Source organism: Rhizobacter sp. OV335 (assembly GCF_900142965.1).
In the GTDB taxonomy this organism is placed as follows: domain Bacteria; phylum Pseudomonadota; class Gammaproteobacteria; order Burkholderiales; family Burkholderiaceae_C; genus Rhizobacter.
On the sequence record NZ_FRCQ01000018.1, the window covers coordinates 86,838 to 102,891 of the forward strand.

Annotated in this window: 16 protein-coding genes; 12 read left to right on the forward strand and 4 right to left on the reverse strand. The window is 69.7% G+C overall.

What is annotated here, in order from left to right; genetic code table 11:
* Positions 1–6 precede the first annotated feature (6 nt).
* From dapD to prmB, 4 genes are all read left to right on the forward strand, one after another.
* A complete protein-coding gene (dapD, locus tag BUE42_RS18850; RefSeq protein WP_073466789.1) occupies positions 7–831 on the forward strand; it encodes a 2,3,4,5-tetrahydropyridine-2,6-dicarboxylate N-succinyltransferase in 825 nt (274 codons plus the stop codon).
* Between the two features lie 70 nt (positions 832–901).
* Entirely contained in the window at positions 902–2,092 is a 1,191-nt protein-coding gene (locus BUE42_RS18855) for a PilT/PilU family type 4a pilus ATPase (protein WP_083614264.1), read from the forward strand.
* 6 nt (positions 2,093–2,098) lie between these two features.
* Positions 2,099–3,253 carry a succinyl-diaminopimelate desuccinylase gene (dapE, locus tag BUE42_RS18860; protein ID WP_073466790.1) on the forward strand — a complete coding sequence of 385 codons (1,155 nt, stop codon included), beginning with the start codon at positions 2,099–2,101 and terminating at the stop codon, positions 3,251–3,253.
* Entirely contained in the window at positions 3,250–4,134 is an 885-nt protein-coding gene (gene prmB, locus BUE42_RS18865) for a 50S ribosomal protein L3 N(5)-glutamine methyltransferase (RefSeq protein ID WP_073466791.1), read from the forward strand. The genes dapE and prmB overlap by 4 nt, the downstream gene beginning before the upstream one ends.
* Here prmB and BUE42_RS18870 read toward each other — a convergent pair.
* The gene (locus tag BUE42_RS18870; protein ID WP_073466792.1) at positions 4,131–5,387 is read right to left on the reverse strand and encodes a cystathionine gamma-synthase family protein; all 1,257 of its coding nucleotides are present in this window, start codon (positions 5,385–5,387) and stop codon (positions 4,131–4,133) included. The two genes, prmB and BUE42_RS18870, sit on opposite strands and share 4 nt — an antisense overlap.
* A gap of 26 nt (positions 5,388–5,413) precedes the next feature.
* On the opposite strand from BUE42_RS18870, the gene BUE42_RS18875 reads away from it, so the two are divergent.
* The 5 genes from BUE42_RS18875 (at position 5,414) to BUE42_RS18895 (ending at position 9,202) form a co-directional block, all read left to right on the forward strand.
* Entirely contained in the window at positions 5,414–7,360 is a 1,947-nt protein-coding gene (locus BUE42_RS18875; RefSeq protein ID WP_073466793.1) for an ABC-F family ATP-binding cassette domain-containing protein, read from the forward strand.
* Between the two features lie 75 nt (positions 7,361–7,435).
* Positions 7,436–7,801 carry a hypothetical protein gene (locus BUE42_RS18880; RefSeq protein ID WP_073466794.1) on the forward strand — a complete coding sequence of 122 codons (366 nt, stop codon included), beginning with the start codon at positions 7,436–7,438 and terminating at the stop codon, positions 7,799–7,801.
* 7 nt (positions 7,802–7,808) lie between these two features.
* Positions 7,809–8,126 (forward strand): hypothetical protein, encoded by a 318-nt coding sequence (locus BUE42_RS18885; RefSeq protein WP_073466795.1) that lies wholly within the window; start codon positions 7,809–7,811, stop codon positions 8,124–8,126.
* A gap of 90 nt (positions 8,127–8,216) precedes the next feature.
* Positions 8,217–8,729: a MarR family winged helix-turn-helix transcriptional regulator gene (locus tag BUE42_RS18890; RefSeq protein ID WP_073466796.1), complete on the forward strand. Its 513-nt coding sequence runs from the start codon at positions 8,217–8,219 to the stop codon at positions 8,727–8,729.
* A gap of 47 nt (positions 8,730–8,776) precedes the next feature.
* Positions 8,777–9,202, forward strand: coding sequence for an organic hydroperoxide resistance protein (locus BUE42_RS18895; protein WP_073466797.1), 426 nt, complete (start codon positions 8,777–8,779; stop codon positions 9,200–9,202).
* Positions 9,203–9,227: 25 nt separating this feature from the next.
* Here BUE42_RS18895 and BUE42_RS18900 read toward each other — a convergent pair whose 3' ends face one another.
* Positions 9,228–9,983 (reverse strand): TetR/AcrR family transcriptional regulator, encoded by a 756-nt coding sequence (locus tag BUE42_RS18900; protein ID WP_235002453.1) that lies wholly within the window; start codon positions 9,981–9,983, stop codon positions 9,228–9,230.
* Between BUE42_RS18900 and BUE42_RS18905 the strand changes: the two genes are divergently transcribed.
* Positions 9,922–11,415 (forward strand): FAD-dependent monooxygenase, encoded by a 1,494-nt coding sequence (locus BUE42_RS18905; protein WP_073466799.1) that lies wholly within the window; start codon positions 9,922–9,924, stop codon positions 11,413–11,415. The genes BUE42_RS18900 and BUE42_RS18905 overlap by 62 nt on opposite strands.
* Here the strand turns inward: BUE42_RS18905 and BUE42_RS18910 are convergent.
* Positions 11,412–12,329 carry an asparaginase gene (locus BUE42_RS18910; protein ID WP_235002455.1) on the reverse strand — a complete coding sequence of 306 codons (918 nt, stop codon included), beginning with the start codon at positions 12,327–12,329 and terminating at the stop codon, positions 11,412–11,414. The genes BUE42_RS18905 and BUE42_RS18910 overlap by 4 nt on opposite strands.
* Positions 12,330–12,445: 116 nt before the next feature.
* Between BUE42_RS18910 and lexA the strand changes: the two genes are divergently transcribed.
* Together lexA and BUE42_RS18920 are read left to right on the forward strand one after the other, a co-directional pair.
* Positions 12,446–13,120 carry a transcriptional repressor LexA gene (gene lexA, locus BUE42_RS18915; RefSeq protein ID WP_073466870.1) on the forward strand — a complete coding sequence of 225 codons (675 nt, stop codon included), beginning with the start codon at positions 12,446–12,448 and terminating at the stop codon, positions 13,118–13,120.
* Complete coding sequence (locus tag BUE42_RS18920; RefSeq protein ID WP_073466801.1) at positions 13,120–13,431, forward strand: helix-hairpin-helix domain-containing protein; 312 nt, start codon at positions 13,120–13,122, stop codon at positions 13,429–13,431. The genes lexA and BUE42_RS18920 overlap by 1 nt, the downstream gene beginning before the upstream one ends.
* A gap of 123 nt (positions 13,432–13,554) precedes the next feature.
* Here BUE42_RS18920 and BUE42_RS18925 read toward each other — a convergent pair whose 3' ends face one another.
* On the reverse strand, positions 13,555–15,966 hold the full coding sequence (locus tag BUE42_RS18925) for a penicillin acylase family protein (RefSeq protein WP_073466802.1): 2,412 nt from the start codon (positions 15,964–15,966) through the stop codon (positions 13,555–13,557).
* Positions 15,967–16,054: the final 88 nt, after the last annotated feature.

A 16,054-nucleotide genomic window follows, 5' to 3' on the forward strand; every position in this document is an offset into this window, starting at 1 on the left:
AACCCCATGAGCCAACAGCAACTGCAAAGCATCATCGACCTCGCCTGGGAAGGCCGCGCCCAGATCAACGCCGTCAACTCACCCGAAGTGCGCGAGGCCGTCGAATCGGTGATCGCCGACCTGAACAAGGGCCGCATCCGCGTCGCCGAGCGCGAAAGCGTCGGCCAGTGGAAGGTCAACCAGTGGGTCAAGAAGGCGGTGCTGCTGTCGTTCCGCCTGAACGACAACCAGCTGATGCATGCCGGCGATCTGACCTTCTTCGACAAGGTCAAGACCAAGTTCTCGCACATCAGCGACGAAGAAGTGCGCGCCGCCGGCGTGCGCGTGGTGCCGCCGGCCGTCGCGCGCCACGGCAGCTACCTCGCGAAGAACGTGATCCTGATGCCGTCGTACGTGAACATCGGCGCCTACGTCGACGAAGGCACGATGGTCGACACCTGGGCCACCGTCGGCTCGTGCGCCCAGATCGGCAAGAACGTGCACCTGTCGGGCGGCGTCGGCATCGGCGGCGTGCTGGAGCCGCTGCAGGCCAACCCGACCATCATCGAGGACAACTGCTTCATCGGCGCCCGCTCCGAGGTGGTCGAAGGCGTGATCGTCGAGGAGAACTCCGTCATCTCGATGGGCGTCTACATCGGCCAGAGCACCAAGATCTACGACCGCGCCACCGGCGAAGTCAGCTACGGCCGCATCCCGTCCGGCTCGGTGGTGGTCAGCGGCAACCTGCCGAGCGCCGACGGCAAGTACAGCCTGTATTGCGCCGTCATCGTCAAGCGCGTCGACGCGCAAACCCGCGCGAAGACCAGCATCAACGAACTGTTGCGCGCCTGACGCTCGAACCCGCCGGCCGGCGTGCCATGATGCTTTCTTCCGTTCAACAAGGTCCCGAAAGGACACAGCGATGACAGCCTCCAACGGCGGCAACATGGAACGCGTGCTGCGGATGATGGCCGACAAGGGCGCCTCCGACGTCTACCTGTCGGCCAACACGCCGATCCTGATCAAGATCAACGGCCAGATCCTGCAGCTGAGCGACCAGCCGCTCACCGCCACGCAGCCGCGCCAGCTGCTGGCCGAACTGCTGACGCCGACCCAGCTCGAAGACCTGGAAGACACCGGCGAGTTGAACGTGGGCATCGGGCTGTCGGGTGTCGGCAGCTTCCGGCTCAGCGCATTTCGCCAGCGCGGCTCGATCGCCGGGGTGTTCCGCTGCATCCCGCACGACATCCCGGCGCTCGGCAGCCTGAACCTGCCGCAGGTGCTGAACACGCTGGTGCTCGAGAAGCGCGGCCTGATCCTGATGGTGGGCGCCACCGGCACCGGCAAGAGCACCACGCTCGCGTCGATGCTGGAGCAGCGCAACCAGCAGATGGCCGGCCACATCCTGACCATCGAGGACCCGATCGAGTTCATGTTCAGCAACAAGCGCTCGGTCGTGAACCAGCGCGAGGTCGGCCGCGACACGCAGTCGCTGCAGGTCGCGCTGAAGAACGCGCTGCGCCAGGCGCCCGATTGCATCTACATCGGCGAGATCCGCGACCGCGAGACGATGACGATGGCGATCTCGTACGCGCTGTCGGGCCACCTGGTGGTCTCGACGCTGCACGCGAACAACAGCTACCACGCGCTCGGCCGGATCCTGTCGTTCTACTCGCCCGAGTCGCGCCCCGCGCTGCTGGCCGACCTGGCCGCCGGCCTGCGTGCGATCGTCTCGCAGCGCCTGGTGCGCGCCACGGCCGGCGGGCGCCGTCCGGCGGTCGAGGTGCTGCTGAACACCAAGCTGGTGTCTGAGCTGATCGAGCAGGGCGACTTCAGCGGCGTCAAGGAGGCGATGGAGAAGTCGATGGCCGAAGGCTCGCAGAGCTTCGAGTCCGACCTGGCCCGCCTGATCACCGAAGGCGTGATCACGCGCGACGAAGGCCTCGCGTTCTCCGATTCGCCGACCAACCTGATGTGGCGCCTCGCCAACGACACCGAGCCGGTGTCGCGCCAGGTTCCGAAGAAGGAAGAAACGGACGACAAACCGACCTTCACCGAGATCACGCTGGACGTGCACGACGAGCGCAACACCGGGTTCTCCACGCGTTTCTAGTTTTCGATGTCCGCGACCCTGCAACTCACCGAGGCCCTGATCAGCCGCCGCTCCGTCACCCCCGATGACGGCGGCTGCCAGGCGCTGCTGATCGAACGGCTCGCGCCACTGGGCTTCGAGTGCGAGACGATCGAGAGCGGCCCGGCCGATTTCCGCGTCACCAACCTGTGGGCGCTGCGGCGCGGCAAGCGATCAGGAAGCAACGGCAAGCTGCTGATGTTCGCCGGCCACACCGACGTGGTGCCCACCGGCCCGCTGGCGCAGTGGCAGAGCGACCCCTTCGTGCCGACGCACCGTGGCGGCAAGCTCTACGGGCGCGGCGCGGCCGACATGAAGACCTCGATCGCCGCGATGGCGGTCGCGATCGAGGAGTTCGTCGCGGCGCACGGCGAGCACTGCGGCGGCATCGCGCTGCTGATCACCAGCGACGAAGAAGGCCCGTCGGTCGACGGCACCGTGAAGGTCTGCGAGCTGCTGAAGCAGCGCGGCGAGCGCATCGACTACTGCATCGTCGGCGAGCCGACCTCCGTCGGCCAGCTCGGCGACATGATCAAGAACGGCCGGCGCGGCTCGCTGTCGGGCAAGCTGACGGTGCATGGCGCGCAAGGCCACATCGCCTACCCGCACCTGGCCGACAACCCGATCCACCGCGCCGCACCGGCGCTGGCGGCGCTCGGCGCGGTCGAGTGGGACCGCGGCAACCGCTACTTCCCGGCCACCAGCTGGCAGATGTCGAACATCCACGGCGGCACCGGCGCCGGCAACGTGATCCCCGGCGAGGTGGTGATCGACTTCAACTTCCGCTTCTCGACCGAATCGACGCCGGAATCGCTGAAGTCGCGCCTGCAGGCGGTGCTCGATGCGCACGGGCTGCGCTACGACCTGGCGTGGACGCTCGGCGGCGAACCGTTCCTGACGCCGGTCGGCGCGCTGAGCGACGCGATGAGCGCGGCGATCCTCGCCGAGACCGGCATTCGCACCGAGCTGTCGACCACCGGTGGCACCTCCGACGGGCGCTTCATCGCGAAGATCTGCCCGCAGGTCGTCGAGTTCGGGCCGCTGAACGCCAGCATCCACAAGATCGACGAGAACGTCGAGGTCGCGAGCCTCGACCCACTGAAGAACATCTACCGACGCACGTTGGAAGGCTTGCTGCTATGAAGTTGATCGATCTCATCACCGCGCAGAGCGCCCGCCTCAAGACGGCGGGCGTTTCGTTTGGGCACGGCACCACCAATGCCTTCGACGAATCGGCCTGGCTGGTGCTGTGGGCGCTGGGCATGCCGCTCGACGCGCTCGAGGAGCACGCGCAGCGCGAGCTGTCGGCCGAAGAAGAAGCGACCGCGCTCGCGCTGGTCGACGAGCGCATCCGCTCGCGCCGCCCGGCCGCCTACCTGACCCGCGAAGCCTGGCTGCAGAACGTGCCGTTCTACATCGACGAGCGCAGCATCGTGCCGCGCTCGTTCATCGCCGAACTGCTGGTCGACGGCGAAGGCGAAGGCACGCTCGACGCCTGGCTGTCCGACCAGACGCACACGGTGCTCGACCTGTGCACCGGCAACGGCAGCCTGGCAGTGATCGCCGCGCTGGCCTACCCCGACGTGGTGGTCGACGCGGCCGACCTGTCCGACGACGCGCTGGCGGTGGCGCGCATCAACGTCGACAAGCACAAGCTCGGCAAGCGCATCACGCTGCTGCAGTCGGACCTGCTGGCGAGCGTCGGCGGGCCCTACGACCTGATCCTGTGCAACCCGCCGTACGTCAACACCACCAGCATGGCGGCGCTGCCGGAGGAATACCGCCATGAACCCGCCATCGCGCTGGCCGGCGGCGACGACGGCATGGACCTGGTGCGCCGCATCCTGCGCGACGCGCCGGCGAAGATGGCGCCCGAGGGCGTGCTGCTGCTGGAGATCGGCAACGAGCGCCCGCACTTCGAGCATGCGTTCCGCAAGCTCGAGGTGGCGTGGCTGGACACCAGCGCCGGCGACGATCAGGTGCTGCTGGTGACCCGCGAAGCGCTCGCGCGCTGGAACCGCTAGACGGCGGCCAATGCGCGTTCGAAATCGGCGCGCAGATCCTCATGGTCTTCAATCCCCACCGACACGCGGATCAGCGAATCCGCGATGCCCATCGCTTGCCGCCGCTGCGCGCCCATCTCCCAGAAGATGGTGTGTGCGACGGGGATCGCGAGCGTGCGGTTGTCGCCCAGGTGGCTCGATTTGATGACCACGTCCAGTGCGTCGAGGAAGGCAAGGCAGTCGCGCGAATCGTCCAGCTCGAAGCTCATCAGCGCGCCGCCGGCCTTGAACCAGCGCTTCGCGTTGGCATGCTGCGGGTGCGTCTCCAGCCCCGGGTGGTTGACGCGCTTGACGCCCGGCTGCGCCGCCAGCCACGTGGCCAGGCGCAAGGCGTTGTCGCAGGCGCGGTCCATGCGCAGCGCGAGCGTCTCGGCGCCGGTCGCGATGCGGTGCGCCGCGTCGGCCGCGAGCGTCGCGCCGATGTCGCGCAGCCCGCGCTTGCGGATCTGCAGCAGGCCCCAGCCGCGCGGCTCGCCCTTCTTGTACGGCTCGGCGATGTTGGCGAAGCGGGCCCAGTCGAACATGCCGGTGTCGGTGACGGCACCGCCCAGCGCGTTGCCGTGGCCGCCGATCGACTTGGTCAGCGAGTTCACCACCAGGCCGGCACCCACCGCCTTCGGGCGGAACAGGTAGGGCGTCGTCATCGTGTTGTCGACCACGTACAGCAGCCCGCGCTCGCCGCACAGCCGGCCGATCGCCTCCAGGTCGGCGACCTGCGTGCCGGGGTTCGCGATGGTCTCGACGAACACCAGCCGGGTGCGCGGCGTGATCGCCCGTTCGACCTCGGCTGCGTCGGTCGCGTCGACCAGCGTCAGCCCGCAGCCCAGGCCTTCGAGCGTGTTCAGCAGGCTGGCGGTGTTGCCGAACAGGAAGCGGCTCGCGACGATGTGGTCGTCGCGCTTCAGCAGCGCGACCAGCAGCGACGCGATCGCGGCCATGCCGGTCGCGAAGCTGACCGTGCCGACGCCGTCTTCCAGCAGCGTCAGCTTGGTTTCCAGCGCCGCGTTGGTCGGATTGCCCTGGCGCGCGTAGACATGCCCGCTGCGTTCACCCTTGAAAACCGACACCAGTTCACGCGCCGTGTCGTAGCCGAAGGCCGACGACGGGTGCAGCGGCTTGTGCGTGGCACCATGCTCGACACCGCCGCGGCGGTCCGCGTGCAGCAGCCGGGTGGTCAGGCCCTCGGTCTTGCCGTCTCCTGCGATCTTTCCCATGCTTTTTTCCCGTTGGTGAGTTACCCATGATTGTCATCAAGAACGTCACGCTGCGGCGCGGCACCAAGATCGTGCTGCAGGACGCGAGCGTCACGCTGCAGCCCGGCGAGAAGGTCGGCCTGGTCGGGCGCAACGGCGCCGGCAAGTCCTCGCTGTTCTCGCTGCTCACGCACCGGCTGCAGTCCGATGCCGGCGACGTGGCGATCCCGCCGCGCTGGCTGGTCGGCGAGGTCGCGCAGTCGATGCCGGAAACCGACGATTCGGCCACCGACTTCGTGCTCGAAGGCGACACCCGGCTGAACGCCGCGAACACCGCGCTGGCCGCGGCCGAGGCGGCCGACGACGGCCATGCGATGGCCGAGGCGCACCAGCTGATCGCCGAGGCTGGCGGCTTCGAGGCCCGCCCGCGTGCGCAGGCCTTGCTGATGGGCCTGGGCTTCCGCCTCGACCAGCTCGACGAGCCGGTCAACAGCTTCTCGGGCGGCTGGCGCATGCGGCTGCAACTGGCCCGCGCGCTGATGTGCCCGGCCGACCTGATGCTGCTCGACGAGCCGACCAACCACTTGGACCTCGACGCGCTGGTGTGGCTGGAAGCCTGGCTGCAGCGCTACGAGGGCACAATGATCGTGATCAGCCACGACCGCGAATTCCTCGACGCGATCACCCGCGTGACCCTGCACCTCGACGAGACGCGCCTGACCCGCTACACCGGCAACTACACCGCGTTCGAGGAAATGCGGGCCGAGCGGATGATGCAGGCGCAGGCCAACTTCGCGAAGCAGCAGGAGCGCATGGCCCACCTGCAGAAGTTCATCGACCGCTTCAAGGCCAAGGCCAGCAAGGCCAAGCAGGCGCAGAGCCGCGTGAAGGCGCTGGCCCGCATGGAGAAGCTCGGGCCGGTGCTGACCAGCAGCGATTTCCAGTTCGAGTTCCGCGAGCCGCTCTCGCTGCCGAACCCGATGCTCGCGTTCTCGGTGATGTCGTGCGGCTACGCCGGCGTGCCGATCGTCAGCAACGTCAACCGCTCGGTGCTGGCCGGCCAGCGCATCGGCATCCTGGGCGCCAACGGCCAGGGCAAGTCGACGCTGGTGAAGACCATCGCGAAGGAGATCCCGCTGGTGGCCGGCGAGGTCACCGAGGGCAAGGGCTTGTCGATCGGCTACTTCGCGCAGCAGGAACTCGACGTGCTGTCGCTCGACGACGGCCCGCTGATGCACATGATCCGGCTCGCGCGCGATGTGGGCCCACAGGCGCGCGAGCAGGAGCTGCGCGACTTCCTCGGCTCGTTCCGCTTCGTCGGCGAGATGGTCACGCAGGCCGTCGGCTCGCTGAGCGGCGGCGAGAAGGCGCGGCTGGTGCTCGCGATGCTGGTGTGGCAGCGCCCCAACCTGCTGCTGCTGGACGAGCCGACCAACCACCTCGACCTGACCACCCGCGAGGCGCTGTCGATGGCGCTCAACGAGTTCGAGGGCACGGTGATGCTGGTGAGCCACGATCGCGCGCTGCTGCGCGAGGTGTGCGACGAGTTCTGGCTGGTCAGCGAAGGCGCGGTGAAGCCGTTCGACGGCGACCTGGACGACTACCAGAAGTGGCTGCTCGAGACCTCGCGCGAGATGGCGAAGGAAGCGCGCGAGGCGGGGTCGGCGAAGGCGAAGGCCAAGAAGGCGGAAGCCGCTGCCGCTGCGGCGGCACCGAAGCCGGGCAAGGACGACCGCAAGGCCGGCGCCCAGCAACGACAGAAGGCTGCCGAGCAGACCAAGCCGCTGCGCACCGAGCTGGCAACGCTCGAGAAGCGCATCGCGTCGCTGACGCAGGAGAAGGCCAACATCGCCGAGGCCTCGGGCCGCCCGGACGTGAGCGCGGCGCAGCGCGTCGAGCAGGGCAAGCGGCTGAAGCAGCTCGGCGACGAGCTCGACGCGGCCGAGGGCCGCTGGCTCGAGGTGACTGGCGAGCTGGACGCGCTGGGCACCTGACCCGCTTCGCGCTGCCACACGCGGCTTCCGGTCGCTGGCTGGTGCGCCGCGGCGCACGGCCTATCGTTCGTTCCCATGATGGCCCTCCAGAAAGCGCAGACAGGTGACCGGTCGGGCAGCAACGCCGGGCAGCGGAACACCGCCGCCCGTGCCGCCGAGCCGGCCGCGGCACCGACCATCAACCCGGCGCTGCTCGGGCGCTTTCGCGCGCTGATCGACGAGGTGGCCGACGAGCTGATGGAAGGCCGCAGCGGCGACCGCAACAGCTACCGCGCCGACGCGATCACGCTGCTGATCGCGACCAGCCGCGAGATCGAAGGGCCGCCCGATGGTGTCGAGAGCCCGCTGAGCTACCTGCTGCGCGAGGAGCAGCAGAAGGCCGCCGCCGTGCTCGGCAGCGCCGCCGAGCCCGACCACCTGCTCACGTTCATGAAGGTCTGAGGACGCGATGGCAATCAACGGAATCAAGGGGCTGGCCGAACGTGCACCGCGCAGCCTGAGCACCCGACCTGGCGACAGCACGGCCACCCCGAGCCGCGCACGCGAGCGCGGCACGAACGCGCTCGGCCAGGCCTTGGGCAGCCGCCCGCGCACGCCGCGGCCCGATGCCGCGCCGGAGATGGCCTCCAACGTCGTCGGCAAGGTCTACGGAGGCGACGTGTCCCTGCGGAAGAATCCTTCCGCCGCCGGCCTCACTGCGGCGACGCTCCTCGCAGCGAAAGGCCTGCTGTCGATCTGCCGCGCCAACCCGCAACTGCTCCGGTAGCCCGGGTGCCAACCCGGGATCTCCCTCCCGCCAGCCGGGGATTTATATTGCACACAATTCAATTGCCAGATTGAGAATACAGTCTCGTCCATGGCAAGCACACACCGCCCCCGTCGACAGGACCGCAGCAGCGCGCCCGCGCTGCCGGCCGATGTGGATTGGCTGCAGCTCGACAACCAGGTCTGCTTCGCGCTGTACTCCACCTCGCTCGCGATGACCAAGCTGTACAAGCCGCTGCTCGCGCCGCTCGGCCTCACCTACCCGCAGTACCTGGCGTTCCTGGTGCTGTGGGAGCGCGATGCGCTGACGGTGGGCGAGCTCGGCGAGCGGCTGTTCCTCGACTCCGGCACGCTGACGCCGCTGCTCAAGCGCATGGAAGCCGCCGGCTGGCTGCAGCGCCAGCGCGCCGCCGACGACGAGCGCCGCGTGATCGTCAGCCTGACGCCCGAAGGCCGCGCGCTGCGCCAGCAGGCGCGCGCCGTGCCCGCGCAGCTGGCCCAGGCCAGCGGCTGCAGCGTCGGCGAGCTGACCGACTTGACCCAACGCCTGCAGCAGCTGCGCCAGCAGCTGCTCGATGACGCGCCCGATGCGGCGCATGCGTGAACGTTGTATCCCGACCCAACCACCCCACCACTGAAGAGGAAGACACCATGAAGCTCGAAAAAGCCCTGTACACCGCCCACGCCACCTCCACCGGCGGCCGCGAAGGCACGTCGAAGTCGTCCGACGGCGTGCTGGACCTGCGCCTGACCACGCCGAAGGAACTGGGCGGCAACGGCGCCGTCGGCACCAACCCGGAACAGCTGTTCGCGGCCGGCTACTCGGCCTGCTTCATCGGCGCGATGAAGGTCGCCGCCGGCCAGCAGAAGGTGGCCCTGCCGGCCGACACCTCGATCGCCGCGAGCGTCAGCATCGGCCCGATCCCGCAAGGCTTCGGCATCCAGGTCGCGATGACCATCACGGTGCCGGGCGTCGAGCGCGCGGTCGCGCAGAAGATCGTCGACGCGGCGCACCAGATCTGCCCGTACTCGAACGCGACGCGCGGCAATGTGGACGTGGCGCTGACGCTGGCCTGAGCCTGAGCGTCCCGGCCGCGATGGCTCACGCGTAAGGCGTGCCCACCATCGCGGCGTTCAGCCCGAGGGTGCCCTTGTCGACCAGGGCGAGGAACAGGGCTTTCGCCGCCTCGGCGTCTTGCCGATCGCGAAAGCTCCGGTGTGCCTGGATGAGAGCGGCGGTCCACGTCGCCAGCAGCAGGCTTGCGGCCAGATGCGCGGCCGGATCGCCGGGTTCCCGCGCTGCCCCTTCAGCCAGCGCCTCGGTGACGACCTGCGCGATCTCGTCGCGTATCGCCCGGGCCCGGGCCTTCAGCGTGTCGCTGCCTTCGATGGTCTCGATGAAGCCCTGGCTGTCCGCGGAGAACTCGACGTACGGGCTGCCGTCGTCGACCAGCCGGTGCGCGAGCAGGCGCAGCGCCTCGATCGGCGAGACGCCCGGCTCGCGCTGCCGCAACGCGTCGCGCAGCACCTCGCGGACCTCTTCGTCGCGGTCGAAGAACATGTCTTCCTTGCGCGGAAAGTGATTGAACACCGTCATCCGCCCGACGTCGGCGGCCGCCGCGATCTCGTCCACCGTCACCTTGTCGAAGCCGCGCGCCAGGAAAAGGCGCGTCGCGGCGTTGGAGATGCCTTGCCGCGTGGCGAGGCGCTTGCGGGATCGCAGGTCGGACGGGATTGACATGTCTTCATTGTACTGAGTACATTTACTGTACTCAGTACAACTTGGAGTGCAGTACATGGAAATGCCGGTGGATGTGGTGGTGGTCGGTGCCGGGCCGGTCGGGCTGCTGGCCGCCATCGAGCTGGGCCTGGGCGGTGCGCGCGTCGTCGTGTTGGAGCGCCTGGCCGCGCCGAGCATGGCCATCAAGGCGATGTCGGTCGGGCCGCTCGGCAGCGAGGCGCTGATGCGCCGCGGGATGGCGCAGGCCCTCGCCAATGCCGAGGCGCGCAGCGTCGCGGCGATGCAGCAGTTCATCACGCAGCCGGGCGCCGCCGCGCGCGGGCCGGGGTCGAAGTTCAGCGGCCATTTCGCCGGCCTCGCCCTCATTCGCAAGGATGCGCAGAAGGAACCGGAGCGGCGTGCCCGGCCGGTGGACCAGCAGGGCGTCGAGGCGATGCTGGCCGAGCGCGCCGGCGCGCTCGGGATCGAGGTGCGCCGCGGCTGCGAGGTGACCGGCTTCGTGCAGCAGCACGACGGCATCGACGTGGCGTGGGCGTCTCCGGCCGGCGCAGGCCGCCTGCGCTGCGCCTGGCTGGTGGGATGCGATGGCGGGCGCAGCAGCATCCGCAAGATGGCCGGCTTCGACTTCCCCGGCACCGCGCCGACCTCGACCTTCTACCAGGCCGTCGCCGAGATCGACCATCCCGACCGCCTGCTGCCGGTGGGCTGGCATCGCACGCCGGCGGGCGTGTTCTCGCACGGGCCGGTGCCGGGGCGCTTGTTCATGCTGGATTTCACCGGCCCGCCCGAAGACCGGCAGGCGCCGGTCACGCGCGACGAGATCGAGGCGGTGCTGCGTCGCATCAGCGGCACCGATGTCCGCGTGAACGTACTTGCCAGCGCCAACCGGTGGGCGGACAACACGCGGCTCGTCGACAGCTACCGGCGCGGCCGGGTGCTGCTGGCCGGCGATGCGGCGCATGTCCATTCGCCGTTCGGCGGCCAGGGCCTGAGCCTCGGCCTGGTGGACGCGGCGAACCTCGGCTGGAAGCTCGCGGCGGTGATTCGCGGCGAGATGCCGGACAGCCTGCTCGACAGCTACACCGCCGAGCGGCGCCCCGCGGCCGAAGCCGTTCTGCAGAACACGCTGGCCCAGGTCGCGATCCTGCGGCCCGATCCGCAAGCGGGTGCGATGCGCGAGCTCGTCGCGACGCTGATGGCGTTCGACGACGTGAACCGGTTGATCGGCGAGACGATGAGCGGCCTGTCGACGCGGTACGAACTCGGGTCGGCACGGGACGAGGTCGGCCGGCTGGTCGGCGATGTCTCGATCGGCGAGCTGATGCAGGACGGGCGCGGCGTTTTTCTCGACGCCTCCACGGACGGCAAGGCCTCGCAGCTCGTGAGGGCCGCCACGCGGTGGGTGCGATGCGTCGCGGTCGACGCGGGGCCTTCGATGCTGGTCCGACCCGATGCCTGCGTGGCCTGGGCCGGCGACGACAACGACACGGACGGACTGGAAGAAGCGCTGCGCCGCTGGTTCAGCCCCGCGCTGGAAAGCATGTCCTAGTCGGCGAGCAGTTGCAGCAGCAGCTCGATGCGCGCCTGGTACGGCGACAGCTCGCCACCGGCCGGCAGCACATCGCCAGGCTGCGCGAACACCGGGCCGCCGGCCACGCGGCTGCAGCGCAGCACACGCACGCCGGCCGCCTGGGCCCGCAGCAGCGCCGACTCCAGCGCGTGGTGCACGGTGCCGTGGCCGGTGCCGGCGACCACGATGCCGCGTGCGCCCCGCTCGACCAGCGCATCGACCAGCGCGCCGTCGACGCCCGCATGGCTGAGCAGGATGTCGACGCGCGGCCACTCGGCACCATCGACCAGCCGGGCCAGCGTCGCTTCAGCGAGCGCCTCACCGGCCGGCCACGGGCGAAACACCCGCAGCCGCCCTTCCTCGATGCGCCCGACCGGGCCGGCATCGCCCGAATCGAAGGCCTCGATGCGGTAGGTGTGGACCTTGCGCACATCCGCCGCACCATGCACCACGCCGCCGAGCACCGCCAGCACGCCGCGCGCGCCGGGGTGCTGTGCGACGGTCACCGCGTCGAGCAGGTTCTGCGGCCCGTCGGGCTGCAGCGAGGTGGCAGGCCGCATCGCCGCGGTCAGCACCACCGGCTTGCCCGGCGCGAGCACGCGCTGCAGCAGCCACGCGGTCTCCTCCAGCGTGTCGGTGCCGTGCGTGACGACCACGCCGGTCACCTCGGGCCGCGCCAGGTGGTGGGCGAGCCGCTTCAGCAGCGCGCGCCACACGTCGGCGCTCATGTCCTTGCTGTCGACCTGCGCGACCTGCTCGGGCTCGAGCGGCACCGCGGCGAGTGCCGGCACCGCCTTCACGAGCTGCGCGACACCCAGCTGCGCCGCGGTGTAGCCGATGTTGTCGCCGGGGGCCGCCGAGGTGCCGGCGATGGTGCCGCCGGTGCCGAGCATGACGACGGTTGGGTCAGTTCTTTGCATTTTTCACGAAGCTGGATAAAAATACAGTCACTGGATGGATGTTCAGTCCGCTGCTCACTGCCGCGCGAATCATCAACCCGAGGCCCGCGATGAACGAAACCCCGAAGCTCACCGACCGCCAGCAGCAGATCCTCGACCTGGTGCAGAGCGCGATCGAGCGCACCGGCGCCCCACCGACCCGCGCCGAGATCGCGAACGAGCTGGGCTTCAAGTCGGCCAACGCCGCCGAGGAACACCTGCAGGCGCTGGCCCGCAAGGGCGTCATCGAGCTGGTGGGGGGCACCTCGCGAGGCATCCGTCTGCAGTCTGACACATTGCGTGCGCTGAACCAGAGCCGCGGCAAGCAGTTCAGCCTGCCGCTGCCCAGCCTCTCGCAGCTCACGCTGCCGCTGGTCGGGCGGGTCGCGGCGGGCAGCCCGATCCTCGCGCAGGAGCACATCGACCAGACCTACCTGATGGAAGCCAGCCTGTTCAGCCGCCGGCCCGATTTCCTGCTGAAGGTGCGCGGCATGAGCATGCGCGACGCCGGCATCATGGACGGCGACCTGCTCGCGGTGCAGAAGGCCAAGGATGCGAAGAACGGGCAGATCGTCGTCGCGCGGCTGGGCGACGAGGTCACCGTCAAGCGCTTCAAGCGCACCCGCACCAGCATCGAGCTGCTGCCGGAGAACCCCGATTTCGAGCCCATCGTCGTGCCGTTCGGCGACGTCGACTTCGAACTCGAAGGGCTGGCGGTCGGCCTGATCCGCAACAGCATGCTGTGATGGAGGCTGCCGTGGTGATCAAGGCCCCGAAGGCGGCGAGTGCCGCGGAGTGCAAGTCGCTCGAACAACTGCCCAACATCGGCCCGGCGCTGGCCGCCGACCTGCGGCTGATCGGCATCCAGGCGCCGCAAGACCTGCGCGGCAAGGATGCCTTCGTGCTGTATCAGCGGCTGTGCGCGATCACCGGCGAGCGCCACGACCCCTGCGTGCTCGACACCTTCATGGCCGCCACCGATTTCATGGGCGGTGCGCCGGCCGCGCCGTGGTGGGCCTACACCGCGCAGCGCAAGGCCTTGTTCGGGTCGGTGTGACCCACCCCCGGAAGCGCCTTCGGCGCTGGCCGCCCAGGGCGTGCGGCTGCTGAGCACGCGGGAGATCGTCAGCCAGCTGGCTCAGCTCGACCGCTGACCTCTCGACCGCTGATCAGCGCGGCATCAGCGTGGCTTCAGCACCAGCGTGTGCTCCGCCGCCCCGCCCCACACCGGCACGTCTTCCACCTTCGCCCAGCGCTCGACGAAGTTGCGGTACAGCGGTGAAAACACGATGCCCGACTGCCCGCTCGACTGCATGAAGCGTGAACGCCCCCGGTCGCCCAGGTCGTACAGAGCCCGCAGTGACGGGCCGTGCTCAGCCAGGTACAGCTCGCCGGTCGTCGCATCCGGCCGCAGGCCGACCCGCGACACGTTGATGGTGTAGGTGTCGCCGCCCACCGGCGCACGCAGTTCGAACCAAGGCGCCAGCGCCTTCACCTTGCTGAACGGCCGGTGCTCGGCCCGCGCCTGGTGCGCCCGACCCCATTGCCAGGCCGAGACATCGCCGCCCTGCGACTGCTGCAGCTCGTCGAGCGCCCGCGTGAACGCCGCATCCACCTGCTGCGCGCAGGTCTCGACCGCCGGCGTCGTCTTGTCGTCGCACCACCAGCCGTCCTGGCGTTCCAGCACGCCCTCCAGCGCTTCGCGAAAACTGCGGCTGCCGAGCTGCCGCTCGTACAAGGCGCTGCCGAGTTCGTCGCTGAACACCGCCTGCGTCAGCTGCCGCGTCCAGGCCGACAGGATCAGCGGCGCGGCGCGATCGGCCGCCATCGTGCCGTCGAACGACGCCAGCTCGCGCTGCGCCGCAGCCGCCAGCGGATGGTTCGACACCGCACGCTTCAGCACCGGCAGTAGCTTCAGTGCCGCCAGCGACAGCTGGTCGCGCTGGATCGTCCGCAGGCTGTCAATCGAATGCTTCGGCGTCGCGGCCAGCAGCTGCTCGATGCGCTGGTGGCGGTACGGCGGCGCCCATTCGCTGGTCAGGAAATGCGGGTACGCCGGCCCGACGATGCGCTGGTTCGCGGTCGCGATCCAGCCGCGGGCGGGATCGACCTCGCGCGGCGTCTCGCCGGCCGGCACGCTGCCGACCCAGTCGTAGCGCGCGTCCCAGCCCGGGGACGGCACCAAGCCCTTCAGGTCATTCGCGGGCCCACGGACCGGCACGCGCCCGGCCGCCACCATCGCGATGCGGCCTTGCGTGTCGGCCACCACCATGCTTTGCATCGGCGCGACATAGCCCGCCGATGCCGCGATGAACTCGTCCACCGAGCGGGCCGAATTGAAACCGATGCCAGCATCGACCGAATCGGCATCCGCATCGAGCGCCGTCCAGCGCATCGCCAAGGCGTAGGTGGGCGCGTTCGGCACACCGGTCAGCCCTTCGGTCGGGCCGCCGGCGTCCGAGATCACCGGCCCGTGCCGGGTGCTGCGCACGGTCATCGTCACGTCGGCATGGCCCTTGACCTTGATGACTTCAGTGCTGCGCTCGAACGCCGTCCAGCCGTCGGGGGTCTGGTACTGCGTCGCGTCGTCGGGCCGGATGCGTTCGAGGTACAGGTCCTGCACGTCGGGCGCGGTGTTGGTGAAGCCCCAGGCGATGTGCTCGTTCTGGCCGAGCACGACGATCGGCAGGCCGGGCATCGTCGCGCCGGCCACCTGGAAGCCGGGGGCGTCGAGCCGCGCCAGGTACCACAGCGACGGCGCGCTGAGCTTCAGGTGCGGGTCGTTGGCCAGCAGCGGCTTGCCGCTGTCGGTGTGCGAGCCGGCGACCACCCAGTTGTTGGAGCCGACGCCTTCGACGCCGGACTCTGGCGCCCTCAGCAGCGCCTGGCGGCCGAGCGTGCCGTCGACCTTCAGCCCGCGGAACAGCGCCGCGTAGTCGGCCGTCGCCAGCGGCTGCTCGCCGGGGTACGGCGGCAACAGCTCGTTGATGCGCTCGACCGGCATCTTCAGCGACAAGCGCATCCGCAGCAGCTCGCTCGACCAGTTGCCGCCCAGGTCCCAGGCCATCATCGTCGCCCAGGCCAGGCTGTCGACCGGCGTCCAGCGCTGCGGCTGCAGCCCGAGCAGCACGAACTCCGGCGGCCGCGCCTTCAGCGAGCCGGCGAGGTAGGCGTTGATGCCGGCGCTGTAGGCCTCGAGTGCGGCCCGCGTGGCCGGGCTGGCCCGCTGCCACTGCGCCTGCGCGGCACGGCGCACGCCGAGCGCGCGCAGGAAGCGGTCGGTGTCGAGCGCCGGCTCGCCGAAGGCCTCGGCCAGCTGGCCCGCGCCGATGCGGCGGTGCGTCTCCAACTGCCACAACCGGTCCTGGGCGTGGGCGAAACCGAGGCCGAACATCGCGTCCTCGCGCGAGGCCGCGTGGATGGTCGGCACGCCCTGCGCATCGCGTTCGATGCGCACTTCGCCGCGCAGGCCGTCGACACGCTGTTCGCCGTCGAGCTGCGGCAGCGTGCGCCGCGCAACCACCCACAGCAGCGCCGCCGCCAGCAGCAGCACGACCACCAGCCCCACGACTCCGCGCCGCAGCCATTTCATCGTTCGTTCCTTCCAGTGCGTTCCCGCGCAGCGTAGCCGGCCCCGATGAACGGCAGGCAGAAGTGCCTCATTTCGTGCGATCTGCGGC